The 16,378-nt window shown below is 67.2% G+C and carries 20 protein-coding genes; 5 read left to right on the top strand and 15 right to left on the bottom strand.

The genetic code is table 11. From position 1 onward, the window contains the following. Positions 1-111: 111 nt before the first annotated feature. From FZ983_RS30315 to FZ983_RS30285, 7 genes are all read right to left on the bottom strand, one after another. Complete coding sequence (locus FZ983_RS30315) at positions 112-708, bottom strand: OmpA family protein (protein ID WP_149228278.1); 597 nt, start codon at positions 706-708, stop codon at positions 112-114. Between the two features lie 170 nt (positions 709-878). Further along, on the bottom strand, positions 879-1,415 hold the full coding sequence (locus tag FZ983_RS30310; protein ID WP_149228277.1) for a gamma carbonic anhydrase family protein: 537 nt from the start codon (positions 1,413-1,415) through the stop codon (positions 879-881). Between the two features lie 166 nt (positions 1,416-1,581). Continuing rightward, positions 1,582-2,658, bottom strand: coding sequence for an N-acetyl-gamma-glutamyl-phosphate reductase (gene argC, locus FZ983_RS30305; RefSeq protein WP_149228276.1), 1,077 nt, complete (start codon positions 2,656-2,658; stop codon positions 1,582-1,584). A gap of 123 nt (positions 2,659-2,781) precedes the next feature. Next, positions 2,782-3,270, bottom strand: a complete 489-nt coding sequence (gene rpsI / locus FZ983_RS30300) for a 30S ribosomal protein S9 (RefSeq protein WP_014187881.1) — start codon at positions 3,268-3,270, stop codon at positions 2,782-2,784. Positions 3,271-3,272: 2 nt separating this feature from the next. Beyond that, positions 3,273-3,737 (bottom strand): 50S ribosomal protein L13, encoded by a 465-nt coding sequence (gene rplM / locus FZ983_RS30295; protein ID WP_149228275.1) that lies wholly within the window; start codon positions 3,735-3,737, stop codon positions 3,273-3,275. Between the two features lie 182 nt (positions 3,738-3,919). Further along, on the bottom strand, positions 3,920-4,444 hold the full coding sequence (locus FZ983_RS30290) for a PaaI family thioesterase (RefSeq protein WP_247884044.1): 525 nt from the start codon (positions 4,442-4,444) through the stop codon (positions 3,920-3,922). Between the two features lie 88 nt (positions 4,445-4,532). Further along, positions 4,533-5,306, bottom strand: a complete 774-nt coding sequence (locus FZ983_RS30285; RefSeq protein ID WP_149228274.1) for a glycine zipper 2TM domain-containing protein — start codon at positions 5,304-5,306, stop codon at positions 4,533-4,535. 187 nt (positions 5,307-5,493) lie between these two features. Between FZ983_RS30285 and FZ983_RS34405 the strand changes: the two genes are divergently transcribed. After that, a complete protein-coding gene (locus FZ983_RS34405; RefSeq protein WP_188092579.1) occupies positions 5,494-5,661 on the top strand; it encodes a hypothetical protein in 168 nt (55 codons plus the stop codon). Between the two features lie 96 nt (positions 5,662-5,757). Here the strand turns inward: FZ983_RS34405 and FZ983_RS30280 are convergent, their stop codons facing one another. Then, positions 5,758-6,279, bottom strand: a complete 522-nt coding sequence (locus FZ983_RS30280) for a ferritin-like domain-containing protein (RefSeq protein ID WP_149228273.1) — start codon at positions 6,277-6,279, stop codon at positions 5,758-5,760. Between the two features lie 242 nt (positions 6,280-6,521). Between FZ983_RS30280 and FZ983_RS30275 the strand changes: the two genes are divergently transcribed. After that, positions 6,522-7,493: a formylglycine-generating enzyme family protein gene (locus tag FZ983_RS30275; RefSeq protein ID WP_149228272.1), complete on the top strand. Its 972-nt coding sequence runs from the start codon at positions 6,522-6,524 to the stop codon at positions 7,491-7,493. Between the two features lie 22 nt (positions 7,494-7,515). On the opposite strand, the gene FZ983_RS30270 is transcribed toward FZ983_RS30275, so the two are convergent. Continuing rightward, on the bottom strand, positions 7,516-8,415 hold the full coding sequence (locus tag FZ983_RS30270) for a LysR family transcriptional regulator (RefSeq protein WP_149228271.1): 900 nt from the start codon (positions 8,413-8,415) through the stop codon (positions 7,516-7,518). 108 nt (positions 8,416-8,523) lie between these two features. Here FZ983_RS30270 and FZ983_RS30265 point away from each other — a divergent pair, with 108 nt between their 5' ends. From FZ983_RS30265 to FZ983_RS30255, 3 genes are all read left to right on the top strand, one after another. Further along, positions 8,524-9,156, top strand: coding sequence for a glutathione S-transferase (locus FZ983_RS30265; protein WP_149228270.1), 633 nt, complete (start codon positions 8,524-8,526; stop codon positions 9,154-9,156). A gap of 36 nt (positions 9,157-9,192) precedes the next feature. Further along, positions 9,193-10,089, top strand: a complete 897-nt coding sequence (locus tag FZ983_RS30260) for a pyridoxamine 5'-phosphate oxidase family protein (protein ID WP_149228269.1) — start codon at positions 9,193-9,195, stop codon at positions 10,087-10,089. 83 nt (positions 10,090-10,172) lie between these two features. Next, positions 10,173-11,054: an HAD family acid phosphatase gene (locus FZ983_RS30255; protein ID WP_149228268.1), complete on the top strand. Its 882-nt coding sequence runs from the start codon at positions 10,173-10,175 to the stop codon at positions 11,052-11,054. A 39-nt stretch (positions 11,055-11,093) separates the two neighbouring features. On the opposite strand, the gene FZ983_RS34400 is transcribed toward FZ983_RS30255, so the two are convergent. The 6 genes from FZ983_RS34400 to urtB all read right to left on the bottom strand — a co-directional run bounded on the left by FZ983_RS34400 (position 11,094) and on the right by urtB (position 16,206). Continuing rightward, positions 11,094-11,246, bottom strand: coding sequence for a hypothetical protein (locus FZ983_RS34400; RefSeq protein WP_188092578.1), 153 nt, complete (start codon positions 11,244-11,246; stop codon positions 11,094-11,096). A gap of 187 nt (positions 11,247-11,433) precedes the next feature. Continuing rightward, complete coding sequence (locus FZ983_RS30250) at positions 11,434-11,829, bottom strand: hypothetical protein (protein WP_149228267.1); 396 nt, start codon at positions 11,827-11,829, stop codon at positions 11,434-11,436. Between the two features lie 112 nt (positions 11,830-11,941). Beyond that, entirely contained in the window at positions 11,942-12,637 is a 696-nt protein-coding gene (gene urtE, locus FZ983_RS30245; RefSeq protein ID WP_149228307.1) for an urea ABC transporter ATP-binding subunit UrtE, read from the bottom strand. A 14-nt stretch (positions 12,638-12,651) separates the two neighbouring features. Then, positions 12,652-13,398, bottom strand: a complete 747-nt coding sequence (urtD, locus tag FZ983_RS30240) for an urea ABC transporter ATP-binding protein UrtD (RefSeq protein ID WP_149228266.1) — start codon at positions 13,396-13,398, stop codon at positions 12,652-12,654. 3 nt (positions 13,399-13,401) lie between these two features. Further along, positions 13,402-14,565, bottom strand: coding sequence for an urea ABC transporter permease subunit UrtC (urtC, locus tag FZ983_RS30235; RefSeq protein ID WP_149228265.1), 1,164 nt, complete (start codon positions 14,563-14,565; stop codon positions 13,402-13,404). A 3-nt stretch (positions 14,566-14,568) separates the two neighbouring features. Beyond that, complete coding sequence (gene urtB, locus FZ983_RS30230; protein WP_149228264.1) at positions 14,569-16,206, bottom strand: urea ABC transporter permease subunit UrtB; 1,638 nt, start codon at positions 16,204-16,206, stop codon at positions 14,569-14,571. Between the last annotated feature and the right edge of the window lie 172 nt (positions 16,207-16,378).

Genomic DNA, 16,378 nt, shown 5'->3' with positions numbered 1-16,378 from the left:
ACGGAAAAAGGCCGCGACGGGGAAACCCCGTCGCGGCCTTTTTCTTGCGGATTCTTCCGCTGGCGAAAAGGCCGTTCCGAAACCCCCGGAGCGGCCCCCTCCCATCCGTCCTTAGGACGACGGAGCGTTCAGCAGGCGCGGCAGGATCTGCGCACGACGGTTGGACGGCTCACGCACGTTCGGGCCGGTCTGGACCAGCAGCTGGCTCTCGCCCTTGCCTTCGGTCGTGATGTTGGCAGTCTGGATGCCCTTGGCGACCAGAGCCTTCTTGACCGCGTCGGCACGACGCAGCGACAGCTTCTGGTTGTAGGCCGGCGAGCCCGACGTGTCGGTGTGGCCGACGACGTGGATCTTGGCGCCACCGTTCTTCAGGATGGCCGACACCGCGTCACCGATCACGCGATCGGCGGCCGGGGTGATGGTCGACTTATCCCAGTCGAAGAACACCAGATATTCGCTCTGGACCGCAGCGACGGCGGCCGGAGCCGGAGCAGCGGCGGCCGGCGGGCACGGATAGCTGCCCTGATGGATGACGTAGCCGCCGTCACCGGTGCGGGCGGCGACGTTGCCCCAGCCGATGACCGGGTTGCACCACTCGGTGCCCTTGCCGACCAGGCTCGCGTCCTGGGCATTGGCGGCCGCCGACAGACCGAAAGCGACGATGGCGGCCGGGATGGCAGCCAGACCCGCGCGAACAATAGTCTTCATTGTCTTCACTCCCTTCCAGAACCCTTCCCCATCAGAGTGCCTGCGGGGGATGAACCTATCAACCGAAGCATCCGCCCATGTGCAAGCGCGGCAGCGACCATCCCAACATGTGGTGTGCGGTGGTGTTCCGACACCTCAGCCGATTGGCCGAACCGTACCTGTTCTTGGACCTATGCTCCACTTCCATAGCAGCTTTTCCGGTAGGATTCCGCCAAATCCGTGTAACGGTGGCTGAGAACCGGAAAAACCGCGAGATCGCGCTCCGTCAGCTCGCGAACCGGTCTAGCAGGGCTGCCGGCCCACAAGAATCCGGACGTCACCCGCTTTCCGGGCGTCACCAGAGCACCGGCGGCGACCATCGCCCGCGACTCGACATAGGCCCCATCCAGGATGCAGGCCTTCATGCCGATGAAGCAGCCGTCTTCCAGCGTGCAGGCGTGCAGCAACGCCATATGGCCGACGGTGATGTCGTCTCCGATGTAGGTGCCCTGCCCTTCAGAGGCCACGTGGATCACGGTGCCGTCCTGAATGTTGGTGCGAGCGCCGATTCGGACCTCGTTGACGTCTCCACGCACGGTGCAGCCGTACCAGATGCTGCTGTTCGCCCCGATCACGACATCACCGATCACCGCCGCCGTTTCCGCGATGAACGCGGTCGGGTCGATGGTGGGCAGAATGCCGTTGAAGGCGCGGACAAGGCCGGTCATCAGGTCGTACCGAAGTCGTGCATGACGGGCGGGATTGAAACACCGTAAGGCTTAAGGCACCACCTGATTTCGCATTGACAGGGCAAAGCAAATCCCGATTGGTGCCTCCGTGCAACAGTGCGGACAGGGGGCCACAACGCTGTCACAGCCCCCTCGTGCGGAGTTGTTACGGGAAAAGCGGCGCCTGATCGATGCCGGTGGTCTCACCCAGACCCATCATGACGTTCATGTTCTGGATGGCCTGGCCCGAGGCGCCCTTCACCAGATTGTCGATCACCGACACGATGATGGCACCGCGCGGGGTGCGGTCGGCGACCACGCCGATCAGATTGTGGTTGGACGCGCGGACATGACGCGTCGCCGGAACCACGCCGGCGGGCGTCACCCCGACGAAGGGTTCGTCGGCATAGCGGGCGGCCAGCGTTGCGCGCAGGTCGTCGGCGGTGACGCCATCGGCCATGCGGACATAGATCGTCGCCATCATGCCGCGGTTCATCGGCACCAGATGCGGGGTGAAGGAGACGGTGACCGGCCGGCCGGCGGCCAGCCGCAGCTCCTGCTCGATCTCCGGCATGTGGCGGTGGTGGCCGACGCCATAGGCGTTGAAGCCCTCCGACACCTCGGTGAACAGGTTGGCCTGCTTGGCGTCGCGGCCGGCCCCCGACACGCCGGACTTGGCGTCGATGATGATGCCGCCCGGCTCGATCTGGTTCTCCAGCAGCAGGGGCAGCAGGGGCAGCAGCGAGCAGGTCGGGTAGCAGCCCGGATTCGCCACCACCCGTGCCTTGCGCACGCCCTGACGGTTGAATTCGGTCAGGCCGTAGGCGACCTCCTTCTGCAGGTCGACGGCGCGGTGCTCATGCCCGTACCAGGTGGCGTATTCGGCCGGGTCGCTCAGACGGAAATCGGCGGACAGATCGACCACCTTCAGCCCGCTGGGCAGGCCGGCGATCACCTCCTGCGTGGTGCCGTGCGGCAGGGCGCAGAAGATGAAGTCCAGGCCGTCCCACTTCAGCTGCTCGATCTTCACCAGATCGGGCAGGCCATAGCCGCCCAGATGCGGGAACACCTCCGCCATCGGCTTGCCGGCCTGTCGTTCGGCGGTCAGGGCGGCGATCTCGACGTTCGGGTGGCGCAGCAGCATGCGCACCAGTTCGGCGCCGGTGTAACCGGAAGCGCCCAGGATGCCGACGCGGATTTTCGAACCGCCGGGAGTGCTGCCCGGAATGCTGATCGAGGCCATGGAGGCGATGTCCTTCGCTTGACGGGAGGAACGCTTGATTGGTGATACCGGGACAAAAAGAAAGGGGCGCCCCTTTCGGGACGCCCCTCGCTTGTACCGTAAAGCCGCGGGCCCGTGTAGGGATTAGCGCTTCGAGAACTGGAAGCTGCGGCGGGCCTTGGCGCGGCCGTACTTCTTACGCTCGACCGTACGGGCGTCGCGGGTCAGGAAGCCGGCGGCCTTCAGCGGCGGGCGCAGGGCCGGCTCGAAGTAGGTCAGCGCCTTGGAGATGCCGTGACGGACGGCACCGGCCTGGCCCGACAGACCACCACCGGCGACGGTGGCGACGACGTCGAACTGGTCCAGACGCTCGGTCACGCCGAACGGCTGGGCGATCATCATGCGCAGCACCGGACGGGCGAAGTAGACCGACTGGTCGCGGCCGTTCACGGTGACCTTGCCGGTGCCCGGCTTGATCCACACGCGGGCGACGGCGTCCTTGCGCTTGCCGGTGGCGTAGGCGCGGCCCTGGGCGTCCAGCTTCGGAGCGGCCAGCTCTTCGGTGACGGTCGCGGTGGCGGCGGCGCCCGTCAGATCCTTAAGGCTGGAGAGGGTGGTGGTGACCTGAGCCATGCTTACGCGCTCCGCTTATTCTTCGGGTTCAGGGCGCCGATGTCGAGGGCGACCGGCTGCTGCGCATCGTGCGGATGCGTGGCGCCCTTGTAGACCTTGAGATGGGTCATCTGCTGACGGCCGAGCGGACCGCGCGGAACCATACGCTCCACGGCCTTCTCGATCACACGCTCCGGATACTTGCCGTCCAGGATCTGGCCCTTGGAACGGCCCTTGATCCCGCCCGGATAGCCGGTGTGCCAGTAGAAGATGTCGGCTTCGCGCTTGTTGCCGGTCAGCTTCACCTTCTCAGCATTGATCACGACGACATGGTCGCCGCAATCCATGTGCGGGGTGTAGGTCGGCTTGTTCTTGCCACGCAGGATGTTCGCCAGGATGCTGGCGAGCCGGCCGAGAACGAGGCCGTCGGCGTCGACGACGTACCACTTCTTCTCGATATCGGTCGGCTTCAGATTGAAGGTCTTCATCGCCACACTCGTTTCTTCGAATACGGATCGGCAGGCCGCCGAATCCGGGGCGCCGAAGCGGACGGCTTTCTAAGGGCAGCGGCATACCTCTGTCAACCGAAAAATTTCCCTTTTAAATCAGCATGTTGCCGTCACGGTAATTAGATACCGCTTCAGCAAACCCATTGATAGCAAACAGATTTTTATGAGGCCCCATCCACACGGTAATGAGATACCGCAACGGTGACGGGATCGTGCGGGGGGATGGAGTAGGTGCCGGTGACATGCGCGACCGGCTCCGGATCGCCTTCGGAGAACAGCAGGATCTCGCCATAGGCCAGCCGCTTGCCCAGCTTCAGGACGCGCGCCTCGGCGATGATGGCGACGGGAGGCGGGCGGCGCAGGAAGTTGATGGTCATGCTGGTGGTCACCGCCAGTTCCACCCGCCCGATCAGGCTCAGCACCGCGCCATAGAGCGCAACGTCGGCCAGCCCGAACATGGCAGGGCCGGTGACGGTGCCGCCGGGCCGGACGAAATCGTCCTTGTAAGGCAGCCGCAGGCGGATCGTGCCGGCGCCGAGGCTGTCGACGACGATGCCGAAGTTGCCGACAAGGGGAACCCCCTCGCGGATCAGCTCCTCCAACTCCTCCCTGGTCATTGCCGGAATGGGGGCGGGAGCGGCGGGCGGAGTGGGGGCGGCGCTGTGTGCGGAATCGACGGCGGACATGGACCCTCGGCCGGTGATCTTACGGTTGGATCACCGGACTGTGCGCCATCCCGTCCATTCGGACAAGTATGGAGCTACAAGCATGGAGCTACTCGGCCGGCTTCGACTCTGCCGAAACGGGAGCCGGAAGAGGGTCGGAGGGCGGGGCCGAAACCACAGGCGCCGGGGCATTGCCGGCAGGGGCGTTGTCGGTAGGAGCGTTGTCGGTGGGTGCGGTCAGGCGAATGGGGCCGCCGCCGCTGGACGGCGCGGGCCCGGCGGCGGATTCGGACGCGGCGGATGCGGGGGGCGGGGCGAGCGGCACCGCCCTGATGTCCGATTTCGGCGTTTCCGGCTTCGGGGGCTCCACCGCGGCCTCCGTCTTGGCCGAATCGGCTTTGACGGCCGCGGACTCTGCGGGCGACGAATAGTCTGGCACGATGCGGGCCTGGCTGCCGGTGATGACCAGAACCTTCTGGCCGATGGGCAGTGGCTGCGGTTCCTTCTGGGTCAGCGACAGCAGGTCGCCGTTGGATTTGCGGACGATGTATTCCCAGCCGGTGGTGTCGCCGGCGATATGCTCCATCGCCGTGCCCAGCAGTCCGCCGATCGCCGTGCCGCCGACGGTGCCCAGCGCGGCGTTCATGCCGCCGGAGCCGACCTGCGCCCCCAGGATGCCGCCGGCCGCCCCGCCGCTGACGGCGCCGACCGTGCCGTTGGCGCTGATCGCCACCTGACGGAATCCGACCACGACCGCCGGCTCCACCTTGTTGGCCTGCTGGACCGCGCTGGAGGAGTAGGTGTTGGGGGAATAGTCGGAGGTGCAGCCCGCAAGAGCGCCGGCCGCGGCGACGAACAGGCAAAGGGAAACCGATCTGAGCACGGGGGATCCATCCGTTTTGAGACCCGCCCTGTCTCTTACGGCAAAGCAAGCCTGCTCGTCACCGGGCAAAATCCGGACAAGGCCGGAAGGCTGCATTGCGGTGCCGCGATGTCCGGTGACGGATCGTCGGCAACGGCTGCGCCCCTGCGCTGTTGGGAAGGCATCGTCACAACCGGGAGCAACCACGATGAACGATGCATCCAAGCAGGAAAAACCGGAAAGCGATCAGGCCAAGGCCGGCAAGCCGTCCACTGCGGGCACCGACCAGGACCGTGACAAGACGCTGACCGAGAAAGCGGAGGAACAGGCCGGCGGCGCCAACAAGAAGACCCCCGGCCCGATCTACGACGTCTGAATTCCGCCCGGTGTCACGGACGGGATGCAACGGAAAACGGCCGGGGAAGAGCCTGTCTTCCCCGGCCGCCTCATTGCGGGCGGATCGGGTCCGGCGTCAGCGGCCGGCGGTCTGGTCGGCAGCTTTCAGCGACAGGTATTTCAGGGTCAGGGTCGGCACATTCTCGATCACCCAGGAGGCCATCGCCTCCTCCTCGCGCAGCGAGGTCTGCAGAAGCGGGACGGCGAAGGCGAAGTTGCCGGCATCCGCCACCGTCAGCAACGACCGGTAGCTCGCCACCTCGAAATTCTCGAAGGCATAGTTGGCGAAGGAGTTCTTGAGGATTTCGTCCTCGGCGAAGCTGTGGCCCAGCGCGGCCAGATTGCCCATGATCGACAGGGCGGTGTCCTTCAGGCCCGAATGGCTTTCCTGCAACTGGTCCAGAATCTGGTCGAGACGGGTGATCTGCGCCTCGGTCTCGCCGCGGTGCATGCGCAGATGGTCGGAGACTTCCGGGTAATTCACCAGACGGTCAAGCTGGCGGTCCATCAGCGCAAGCGCCTGCTGTTCGACCGCATGGGCGTTGCGCAGACCGGTGACGAACAGCGCGCGCGTGAGATCCGCGGGATAGGCGGCCATGAGTATGCTCCTGTGGTGTCAAAGTTCCGTTGAACGTCTGCCCGCACCAACAGGGCGGCCACGCTTTCGACGCCCCACCGCTTTCGACCTACCCCGATGGCACAGGCGGACGGTCCCTCGGCTGCCGGACCGGGCGGGAGGTGCCCCGACCAGGACACGGACGCACGGTTGCCGGGAACGGGTTGCACCGGGGAAATGACGGGATGACCCACTGCACCTCTCTTGCAAAAGACATCCGCACCATGAGATGCGCCCTGCCCGGTTCGCTGGGCGCCGTGGCCCTCTTGATCCTTCTGCTGGCCGGGCTGACCGCCTGGCGCCGGGCCGAACCGGAGGATCTGACCGGATGGCGCGACGAGCGGCTGGCTGCTTTTCAAGGCTGGCAGGCTGCCGGCCCGGCGCGCGAGATCTGGGACCATCCCGACGCGCCGGTGTTGGTGACGGTGCCGGCCGGCAGCTACCTGCAGGGTGCGCCGGAGACGGAGGCGGAACGCTTTCCGGAGGAGTCGCCGCAACGGACGGTGTCGATCCGGCACCCGTTCGCGCTCGGCAAATATCCGGTCACCCGCGGCGAGTACGCCCGCTTCGTCGAAGACAGCGGTTACCGGTCACGGACCATTTGCCGCGGCTACACCGGCGAGACCGAGCTGCTGCCGCGCTGGCATTTTTCCTGGCGCCGGCCTGGATTCGACCAGACGGACCGCGACCCGGCCGTCTGCATCAGCTGGCACGACGCCCAGGCCTATGTGGACTGGCTCAGCCGCCGGACCGGCCACGCCTATCGCCTGCCGACGGGAGAGGAATGGGAGTATGCGGCCCGTGCCGGCACCCGGACCGCCCGCTGGTGGGGCGACGACCCTGCGACGGGATGCGACGCGGCAAACGGCGCCGACCTGAGCGCCAAGGACCGCTTCACCGATTGGGAGGTGGCGAACTGCCGCGACGGCGCCCTGTTCACCGCCCCCGTCGGCAGCTATCGGCCCAACGGCTTCGGCCTTTACGACATGCTGGGCAATGTCTGGCAATGGGTGGAGGATTGCGCGGCGGACGGATCCGCGGATTCCGAAGAGGCCGGGCGAAATTGCCCGCGTCGGACGATGCGTGGTGGGTCATGGCACAGCCACCCGCGCTATGTCCGCTCCGCCGTGCGGCGGGTGGATGGGGCGGAGAGCGGATATGCCGCCTACGGATTCCGCGTCGTCCGCGAGCCTTGATCCTCCGGCCAAAGCCCTGCGCTCAGCTTCGCAGCACGGTGAGCGTCGACAGCCCTTGCACCGCATGATCGAGGAAGGCGCGCACCCGGCCGGGCATCAGCCGGGCCGTCGGCACCACGACATGGACCGGCAGTGGCGCCGGTTCGGCATGCGGCATCAGGCGCACAAGGGTTCCGGCGGCGATGTCGTCGGCCGCCTGGTAGGACAGCGGCCGGGCGATGCCATGCCCGTCCCGCGCGGCGAGCAGGGCCGGCTCGATGTGGCTGACCGCCAGCCGCGGGGTGACCCGCACCACCCGCTCCCGCCCGTCGACCAGAAAGCGCCAGTCCGGCGGACCGGGACGGGCGGTCGACAGGATGATGTCGTGGCCGGCCAGATCCTCCGGCATCGAGAGCGTGCCGCGACGCTCCAGATAGCCGGGGCTGGCGACCAGATAGCGCGCGACCTGCCCCACCCGCCGGGCGACGAGGCCGGAGTCGGGCAGCGGACCGATGCGGATGGCGACGTCCAACTCCTCCTCGATCAGGTCGAGATTGCCGTCGGACAGCACCAGCTCGACCCGGATGTCGGGGAAGGCTCGCATGAAGTCGAGGACCAGCGGCGTCACATGCTTGCGCCCGAACATCACCGGAGCGGTGACGCGCAACCGCCCGCGCAACGGCCGGTCGGTGCCGGTGGCGGCCAGCGCCTCGTCATAGTCGGCCAGCAGCCGGCGCGCCTGCTCCGCCAGCCGACGCCCGGCGTCGGTGGGGGCGAGGTTGCGGGTGGTCCGCTCGATCAGCCGCAGGCCCAGCCGCTCCTCCAGCCCCGACAGGGCGCGGGTGACGGCGGGCGCCGACCGCCGCAGCCGCTTGGCCGCCCCGGCGAGGCTGCCGGCCTCCAGGATCGCGACGAAGATCGCCAGTTCGTCCAGCCGGTCCACGATTATTCCGTTTTCCGAAAGAGTGCCTTTTGATCAAAGCGCATTCCTGCGCCGGGATGCAAGTGGTTGGCTATGGGCATCCGCGATCCGAGAGAGAGGAGCCCTGTCATGAGCATCAGCACCCAACCCGCCATCACGCTCTACGGCACGCCGCTGTCGGGCCATGCCCACCGGGTGGAGGCATTCCTGAACATCCTCGGCCTGCCATACCGTTACGTCGATGCGAATGCCGAGGTGCGGAAATCGGAGACCTTCCTCGCCCTGAATCCCTTCGGGCAGATCCCGGTGCTGGTCGACGGCGACCTCGTCCTGCCGGACTCCGTCGCAATCCTCGTCTATCTCGCCGACCGCTACGACGGTTCCGGCCATTGGAAACCGAAGGCGCCGGAAGAGGCGGCGCAGGTGCAGCGCTGGCTGTCGATCGCATCCGGCGACCTGCGCTTCGGGCCAGCGCTGGCGCGCATCCTGACGCTGTGGGGCGGGGCCGGTTCGCTGACCGATGCACAGAGAATTGCGGAGCGCGTCCTGCGCTTCATGGACGGTCATCTGGCCGGCCGCGACTGGCTGGCGGCGGAGCGGCCGACCATCGCCGACATCGCCTGCTACGCCTATGTCGCCCGCGCCCCGGAAGGGCACATCCCGCTCGATCCCTATCCGGCGGTCCGCCGCTGGCTGGAGCGGGTGGAGGCGATCCCGGCTCTGACCCCGATGCCCCAGAGCGCCATCCCGCAATCCGCCTGAACGCCTTCCCGCCATTCCGAACAAAGGAGCACGGCCATGGACCAGGACCGCATCCCCGATCCCTTCCATACCGGCGAGCGGGAGGCGCAGGCGCGGGCCGGGTTCCGCGTGCCGTCGGCGCCGATCCGCGACCGGCTGATCCCCCAGCACCAGGAGTTCTATCCGCTGCTGCCCTGGCTGCTGGTCGCCGCACGGGACGAGGCCGGCGACCCGTCAGCCGGCGTGCTGACCGGCGCCCCCGGCTTCGTCGCCGCGGCCGATCCGCGGACGCTGTGGGTGCGGCCGGAGGTTGGCGCGTGGCAACCCTGGCCGGCCGGGCCGGCGGTCGGGGAGCCGGTGGCGGCGCTGGGAATCGACCTCGGCACCCGCCGCCGCAACCGGGTGAACGGCCGGGTGGCGGCGCGCGACGGGCAGGCCTTTGCGATAGGGGTGGAGGAGAGCTTCGGCAACTGCCCGCAATACATCCATGTGCGCCGGGTGGAGGCCGCACCCCCCTCCCCCGCCGGAGCGGTGGAAGCACTGTCCGGATTGGACGGAGAGGCACGGCGCCTGATCGGTGCGGCGGACACCGCCTTCATCGCATCCACCTCGTCAGCGGGGAAGGATGGCCGGCTGGACGTGTCGCACCGGGGTGGGCCGGCCGGCTTCATCCGCATCGACGGCGACCGGCTGATCGTGCCGGACTATGCCGGCAACCGCTATTTCAACACGCTGGGCAACATGGTGCTGAACCCGCGCGCCGGGTTGCTGCTGGTCGATGTCGCCAGCGGCGACGTGCTGCACCTGACCGGGGCGGCCGGCATCGATTGGCAGCCCGACCCCGAACTCCCCCACGCACAGCGAAGCTGGAGCCTGCATGTAGAGCGCGGGTGGCGGCGGAAGGCCGCGATCCCGCTGCGTTGGAGCGAACAGGAGCGTACCGGGACACCCTGACGCAAGCGTCACTGGACCATCGCCAAGCACCCGAAACTGTGCTTCGATGACGGTTCCATGACACTTGATGGATGGGTGTGTCGATGCGCAAATCCGCCTGTTCCGGGCGCTGGTCGCTGCTGCCCGGTGCGGTTGTCCTCTCCCTTCTCGCCGGTCCAGCCCTTGCCGCCGATCCGGCTCCACAGGGCCCGGTGCCCCAGAACGACCTGCTGAACGCCGAGCTGTGGATGCAGCGGTCGGTCGAATACAAGGCCAACGCGCTGGCGGTCTATGCGCTGGGCAGGATCCAGCTGGACAAGGCGCTGGCCGACAAGACTTGGACCGCGGCGACCGAGCAGGCCGGCAATTACCAGGATCTGCCGCCGGCCGTGGTGCTGGACCTGGACGAGACGGCGATGGACAACTCCGCCTACCAGACCGGCCTCGTGACCACCGGCACCGACTTCTCGCCCAAGACCTGGGACGCCTGGGTGAAGGCGGAAAAGGCGACGGCGGTGCCGGGCGCGGTGGAGTTCACCCAGTATGCCGAGTCGAAGGGCGTCAAGGTCTTCTACGTCACCAACCGCAGTGCCGACCAGGAAGAACCGACCCGCCGCAACGCGCAGGCGCTGGGCTTCCCGATGGGCGGCAACGTCGATACCTTCCTGATGTCCAAGGAAAAGCCCGACTGGGGTTCGGCCAAGAGCACGCGGCGCGCGGCCATCGCCAAGGATTACCGGATCGTCCTGCTGTTCGGCGACAATTTCGGCGACTTCTCCGACGCCTACAACGGCAGCGACGCGGAGCGGCTGAAAGCTTACGAGGCGGCGAAGGAGCATTTCGGACGCGACTGGCTGATGCTGGCCAATCCCGGCTACGGCTCGTTCGAGAGCGCGCCCTACGGTCACAATTTCAAACTCTCGGCCGACGAAAAGCGGGCCAAGAAAATCGGTGCGCTGGAACCCTGGGTGGCGCAGACCCAGTAAGCACGTAAGGTAGGGGGTGCGCCGGTCTGAGATGAACTCTCAGAAGATCAGGCGCACCGCCTGCACGATCACCACCCACGGGGCGCCGATCATCACCGTCCACACGGCCAGACGCGGCAAACCGCGCATCTTGCGGATTTTTGGCTCGGCGGACGGGGCGGCTTCGAAAGAGGTGGCGTTGTAGATCGACATGGCCTGCTGCTCCATGAGCAAGATGACGGTGACGCCATCATGCGGTTTCGATCCTTAACGACCTTTAAAGAGCACTGCCCGCCAAGTCGACGTTTGCGCATTACCTCGACCGGATAAGTATGCTCCCGACGAACACGGCGTCCCGGCGCTGAGCGACCGTCGCCGTGACGCCGCGATGGAACGGACGTTACGGCTTCGCCACGTGCCAGACGTTGTTCACCCCGTCACCGGTGGTGTCGCCGGGCTTGGCGTCCTTGGCCCAGGTGTAGAGCGGCTTGCCGTCGTAGGCCCATTGCCGGGATCCGTCGTCGCGGGTGACGACGGTGTATTTGCCCATCGGCTTGGCGGAGGCGGGAGCCATCAGCGGCGGCCAGTTCGTCGCGCAAGGCCCATTGCAGGCCGACTTGCCCGCCGTATCCTTGTCGAAGACGTAGAGCGTCATGCCCTTCGCATCGGTCAGGACGGGACCCATCGCGGTCTTCCCCATCATGGCCGGTTCTTTTTCCTGAGCGAAGGCCGGGGCGGCGAACAGGACGGCCCCCAGGCCGACGGCGGCGACGCTAGCACGGATTGCGAACTTCATTGCGCAGTTCCTCCCGAAACAAGCCCGCCGGACGGCAGGCCCGATGGACCAAGGACGCAATGGAAGGCCGAATATTCCGCAGTTCACCGGCCGAAGATCGCGGCCATCGGCATTATACCGTCAGGTACTTGCGCACCTCCTGCTCGTCCAGGCCGTTGCGCGGACCGGACAGCATCACCTCGCCGCGCTCCATCACCACCCAGTCGTCGGCAAGGTCGCGGGCGAAGTCGAAATACTGCTCCACCAGCAGGATCGCCATGGTGCCCTTGTCGCGCAGGTAGGAGATGGCGCGGCCGATGTCCTTGATGATGGATGGCTGGATACCCTCGGTCGGCTCGTCCAGAACCAGCAGGCGCGGGCGCGTCACCAGGGCGCGGCCGATGGCGAGCTGCTGCTGCTGACCGCCGGACAGGTCGCCGCCGCGGCGCTCCAGCATGGATTTCAACACCGGGAACAGCTCGAACACCTCGTCGGGGATGGAGCGTTGCGACCGCGGCAGCGGAGCGTAGCCGGTCAGCAGGTTTTCCCGCACCGTCAACAGCGGGAAGATCTCGCGCCCTTGCGGCACATAGGCGATGCCGCGGCGCGCCCGGTCGGCCGGCGCCATCTTCGTCACGTCGGCGCCGTCCCAGCCGATGGAACCGCCGGACACCGGCTTCAGCCCGACGATGGCGCGCAGCAGGCTGGATTTGCCGACACCGTTGCGGCCGACCAGACAGGTGACCTTGCCGATTTCGGCCTTCATGGAAACGCCGCGCAGGGCCTGTGCGGCGCCGTAATGCAGATCGAGGGAACGAATATCCAGCATCATGGTGGCTCCCGTCAGCGGCCGAGATAGGTGTCGATGACTTGGGCGTTGGCGCTGACCGAGTCCAGCGAGCCTTCGGCCAGGACGGAGCCCTCGGCCAGCACCGTCACCTTGACGCCGAGAGCGCGGACGAAACTCATGTCATGCTCCACCACGATCACCGAATGCTTGCCGGCGATGCTGCACAGCAGCTCGGCCGTCTGTTCGGTCTCGGCATCGGTCATGCCGGCCACCGGCTCGTCCACCAGCAGCAGCTTGGGGTCCTGGGCCAGCAGCATGCCGATCTCCAGCCACTGCTTCTGCCCGTGCGACAGGCTGCCGGCCTGACGGCTGCGCAAGGGCGACAGGCGGGTGATGTCGAGGATCTCCTCGATCCGGCTGCGGTCGTCGCGGCTGATGGCGTAGGTCAGCGTCTTCAGCGGCCGGCGCGGCGCCTTCAGCGCCAGTTCCAGGTTGTCCCACACCGTGTGCGGTTCGAAGACGGTGGGGCGCTGGAACTTGCGGCCGATGCCGAGATTGGCGATGGCGGCCTCGCGCAGGCGGGTCAGGTCGGTCTGGCCCTCGAACAGGATGGTGCCGGTGTCGGGGCGGGTCTTGCCGGTGATGACATCCATCATGGTGGTCTTGCCGGCGCCGTTGGGGCCGATGATCGCCCGCATCTCGCCCGGCATCATCACCAGCGACAGACTGTTCAGCGCCTTGAAGCCGTCGAAGCTGACCGATACGCCGTCAAGATAGAGAAGGGTCGATTCCGCGCTCATGGGTCAGGCTCCCTTCTGGCCAGCGGTCTGGTTTGCAGGTTGGGCGTTGGGAAGGGGCGAGGCCTTGTTGCGGCGGGGAAGCTTCGCGGTCAGCTGGCCCCACAGCCCCAGCAGGCCCTTGGGCAGGAACAGGGTGACCGCCACGAACAGGCCGCCGAGCGCGAACAGCCACAGTTCCGGCAGGGCGCCGGTGAAATAGCTCTTGCCCATGTTGACCAGCACCGCGCCGAGGATGCCACCGGCCAGCGTACCGCGCCCGCCGACCGCGACCCAGATCACCGCCTCGATCGAGCTGGCCGGGGCGAATTCCGATGGGTTGATGATGCCGACCTGCGGGACGTAGAGGGCGCCAGCCACGCCGGCCATGCAGGCAGACAGGCTCCAGGCGAACAGCTTGTAGCTTTCGGTGTCGTAGCCCATGAAGCGGACGCGGCTTTCGGCGTCGCGCAGGGCCACCAGCACCTTGCCCAGCTTGGACGCAATGACGCCGGACGCGATCATGTAGGAGAGCGCCAGTGCAGCGACCGTCGCCACGAACAGCGCGACGCGGGTGGTATCGGCCTGGATGTCGTAGCCGAGGATGTCCTTGAAGTCGGTCAGGCCGTTGTTGCCGCCGAAGCCCATGTCGTTGCGGAAGAAGGCCAGCAGCAGGGCAAAGGTCAGCGCCTGGGTGATGATCGACAGGTAGACGCCGGTGACGCGGCTGCGGAAGGCGAACCAACCGAAGGCGAAGGCCAGCGCGCCCGGCACCACCAGCACCATCAGCGCCGCGAACCAGAACTGGTCGAAGCCCCACCAGTACCAGGGCAGTTCCGTCCAGTTCAGGAAGACCATGAAGTCGGGCAGTTCCGGGTTGCCGTAGACGCCGCGCGGGCCGATCTGCCGCATCAGGTACATGCCCATGGCATAGCCGCCGAGCGCGAAGAAGGCTGCATGGCCGAGCGACAGGATGCCGCAATAACCCCACACCAGATCCAGCGCCAGCGCCAGCAACGCGAAGCACAGGTATTTGCCCAGCAGCGAGACGGTGAAGACCGACAGGTGGAAGGGCGAGTCCGCCGGCACCCACAGCGTCATCACCGGGACGGCCACCGCCAGGATGGCGAGGATCGTCAGGACGATTCCGGCCTTTCGGTCCAGCCCCATCAGGAAAAAGCGCAGCAACATCGGTCAGGCCTCCACCGAGCGGCCCTTCAGCGCGAACAGGCCGCGCGGACGCCGTTGGATGAACAGGATGATGAAGATCAGCACCAGGATCTTGCCCAGCACCGCACCGGCATAGGGCTCCAGAAACTTGTTGATGGAGCCCAGCGTCAGCGCGCCGACCAGCGTGCCCCACAGGTTGCCCACCCCGCCGAACACCACGACCATGAAGCTGTCGATGATGTAGCCCTGCCCCAGGTTCGGGCTGACATTGTCGATCTGGCTCAGCGCCACCCCGGCCAGCCCGGCGATGCCGGAGCCGAGCCCGAAGGTCAGCGCATCGACCCGCGCGGTGCGGATGCCCATGGCGTTGGCCATCGGCCGGTTCTGCGTCACGGCGCGGATCGACAGGCCGAACCAGGTGCGCTTCAGAGCCACCAGCAGGGCCGCGAAGACGGTGAAGGCGAAGATGACGATCCACAGCCGGCCGTAGGTGATGGTCAAGCCGCCCAGTTCGAAGGCGCCGGACATCCAGCTGGGCGCGCCGACCTCGCGGTTGGTCGGGCCGAAGATGGAGCGGACGGCCTGCTGGAGCGCCAGCGACAGGCCCCAGGTGGCGAGCAGCGTTTCCAGCGGACGGCCATAGAGCCAGCGGATCACGCTGCGCTCGATGATGATGCCGACGCCGCCGGAGACGAGGAAGGCGGCAGGCAGCGCCACCAGGATCGACAGGTCGAACAGGCCGGGAGCGTAGGCGCGGAAGGCCTCCTGCACCATGAAAGTGGTGTAGGCGCCGATCATCACCATCTCGCCATGGGCCATGTTGATGACGCCCATCACGCCGAAGGTGACGGCCAGCCCGATGGCGGCCAGCAGCAGCACCGAGCCCAGCGACAGCCCATACCAGAGATTCTGCAGCGCAGCCCAGAAGGCCAGCTTCTGTTCCAGGGTGGAGACGGCGGCGGCGGCCGACCGCTTGGTGATGTCCGACGCGCCGGAGCCGGCGACCATGTTCAGCAGGACCAGCGCGTCGCGGTCGCCACGGGCGGTCAGCGTGTCGGTCGCCGCCTGGATTTCGGCGTCGGTCATCTTCGACGCGGCCTCGCCGGTCAGCAGGATGGCGGCACGCGCCTGCTCCATGGCGGCGCGGATGCCCTTGTCCTGCTCCTTGGCGATGGCGGCGCTCAGCGTCTCCAGCGCAGAGGCGTCGCGGCTCTTGAACACCGCATCGGCGGCGGAGCGGCGGACACCGGCATCTGGGCTCATCAGGGTGAGCGCACCGAGCGAGGCGCTGATGGCGCGGCGGAGCGCATTGTTGATGCGGATCTTCTCGACCGCGGCGGCCGGCGCATCGCCGAGCGCGGCGCGGGTCAGCGGGTCGGTCAGGGTGAAGGCGTCGCCGGCCTTGCGGGCGATGACGACGGCGCCGTCGGCCTTGCGCACATGGAGGTCGCCGGCCTGGAGCGCCTCGATCACCGGCACGGCGGCGGGGTCACCGGCCTCCGACAGTTGCGCCAGGGCCTTTTCGGTTCCGGAATAGCCGCCGCTGCCCAGGGCCTGGACGAGCGGGCGCAAATCAATTGCTCGGGGGTCGGCGGCATAGGCGGCGGTTGATGTGGCGACCACCACACAGAGCGCCATCAGCCAGCGGAGAGCGCGTCGCATCGCGGGTCCTTCGGTGCGGGGGTGTCTAACAACGCGAAACGCTTGCCCCCACCCTAACCCTCCCCCGCTGGGCGGGGGAGGGGATCTCTCCCTCCCTTGCGTCGGACCGACCTTCGATCGGCCGAGAGCGGGGGAGGGTCGGGGTGGGGCAAGCGTCGCGACCACTCAAATC

This window comes from Azospirillum sp. B21 (assembly GCF_008364825.1).
GTDB lineage: Bacteria > Pseudomonadota > Alphaproteobacteria > Azospirillales > Azospirillaceae > Azospirillum.
Note: the sequence above shows the minus strand (reverse complement) of the source record. Positions and strands in the feature narration are given on the sequence as shown.

Coding starts and splice junctions, on each gene's coding strand:
- rplM (WP_149228275.1), bottom strand. CDS start 3,737: ATGAAGACCTTCAATCTGAAGCCGACCGATATCGAGAAGAAGTGGTAC.
- FZ983_RS34405 (WP_188092579.1), top strand. CDS start 5,494: ATGAACGATGCATCCAAGCAGGAAAAACCGGAAAGCGATCAGGCCAAG.
- FZ983_RS30275 (WP_149228272.1), top strand. CDS start 6,522: ATGAGATGCGCCCTGCCCGGTTCGCTGGGCGCCGTGGCCCTCTTGATC.
- FZ983_RS30250 (WP_149228267.1), bottom strand. CDS start 11,829: ATGAAGTTCGCAATCCGTGCTAGCGTCGCCGCCGTCGGCCTGGGGGCC.
- FZ983_RS30310 (WP_149228277.1), bottom strand. CDS start 1,415: ATGACCGGCCTTGTCCGCGCCTTCAACGGCATTCTGCCCACCATCGAC.
- urtE (WP_149228307.1), bottom strand. CDS start 12,637: ATGCTGGATATTCGTTCCCTCGATCTGCATTACGGCGCCGCACAGGCC.
- argC (WP_149228276.1), bottom strand. CDS start 2,658: ATGGCCTCGATCAGCATTCCGGGCAGCACTCCCGGCGGTTCGAAAATC.
- urtB (WP_149228264.1), bottom strand. CDS start 16,206: ATGCGACGCGCTCTCCGCTGGCTGATGGCGCTCTGTGTGGTGGTCGCC.
- FZ983_RS30260 (WP_149228269.1), top strand. CDS start 9,193: ATGGACCAGGACCGCATCCCCGATCCCTTCCATACCGGCGAGCGGGAG.
- urtD (WP_149228266.1), bottom strand. CDS start 13,398: ATGAGCGCGGAATCGACCCTTCTCTATCTTGACGGCGTATCGGTCAGC.
- FZ983_RS30255 (WP_149228268.1), top strand. CDS start 10,173: ATGCGCAAATCCGCCTGTTCCGGGCGCTGGTCGCTGCTGCCCGGTGCG.
- FZ983_RS30280 (WP_149228273.1), bottom strand. CDS start 6,279: ATGGCCGCCTATCCCGCGGATCTCACGCGCGCGCTGTTCGTCACCGGT.
- urtC (WP_149228265.1), bottom strand. CDS start 14,565: ATGTTGCTGCGCTTTTTCCTGATGGGGCTGGACCGAAAGGCCGGAATC.
- FZ983_RS30290 (WP_247884044.1), bottom strand. CDS start 4,444: ATGTCCGCCGTCGATTCCGCACACAGCGCCGCCCCCACTCCGCCCGCC.
- FZ983_RS34400 (WP_188092578.1), bottom strand. CDS start 11,246: ATGTCGATCTACAACGCCACCTCTTTCGAAGCCGCCCCGTCCGCCGAG.
- FZ983_RS30315 (WP_149228278.1), bottom strand. CDS start 708: ATGAAGACTATTGTTCGCGCGGGTCTGGCTGCCATCCCGGCCGCCATC.
- rpsI (WP_014187881.1), bottom strand. CDS start 3,270: ATGGCTCAGGTCACCACCACCCTCTCCAGCCTTAAGGATCTGACGGGC.
- FZ983_RS30265 (WP_149228270.1), top strand. CDS start 8,524: ATGAGCATCAGCACCCAACCCGCCATCACGCTCTACGGCACGCCGCTG.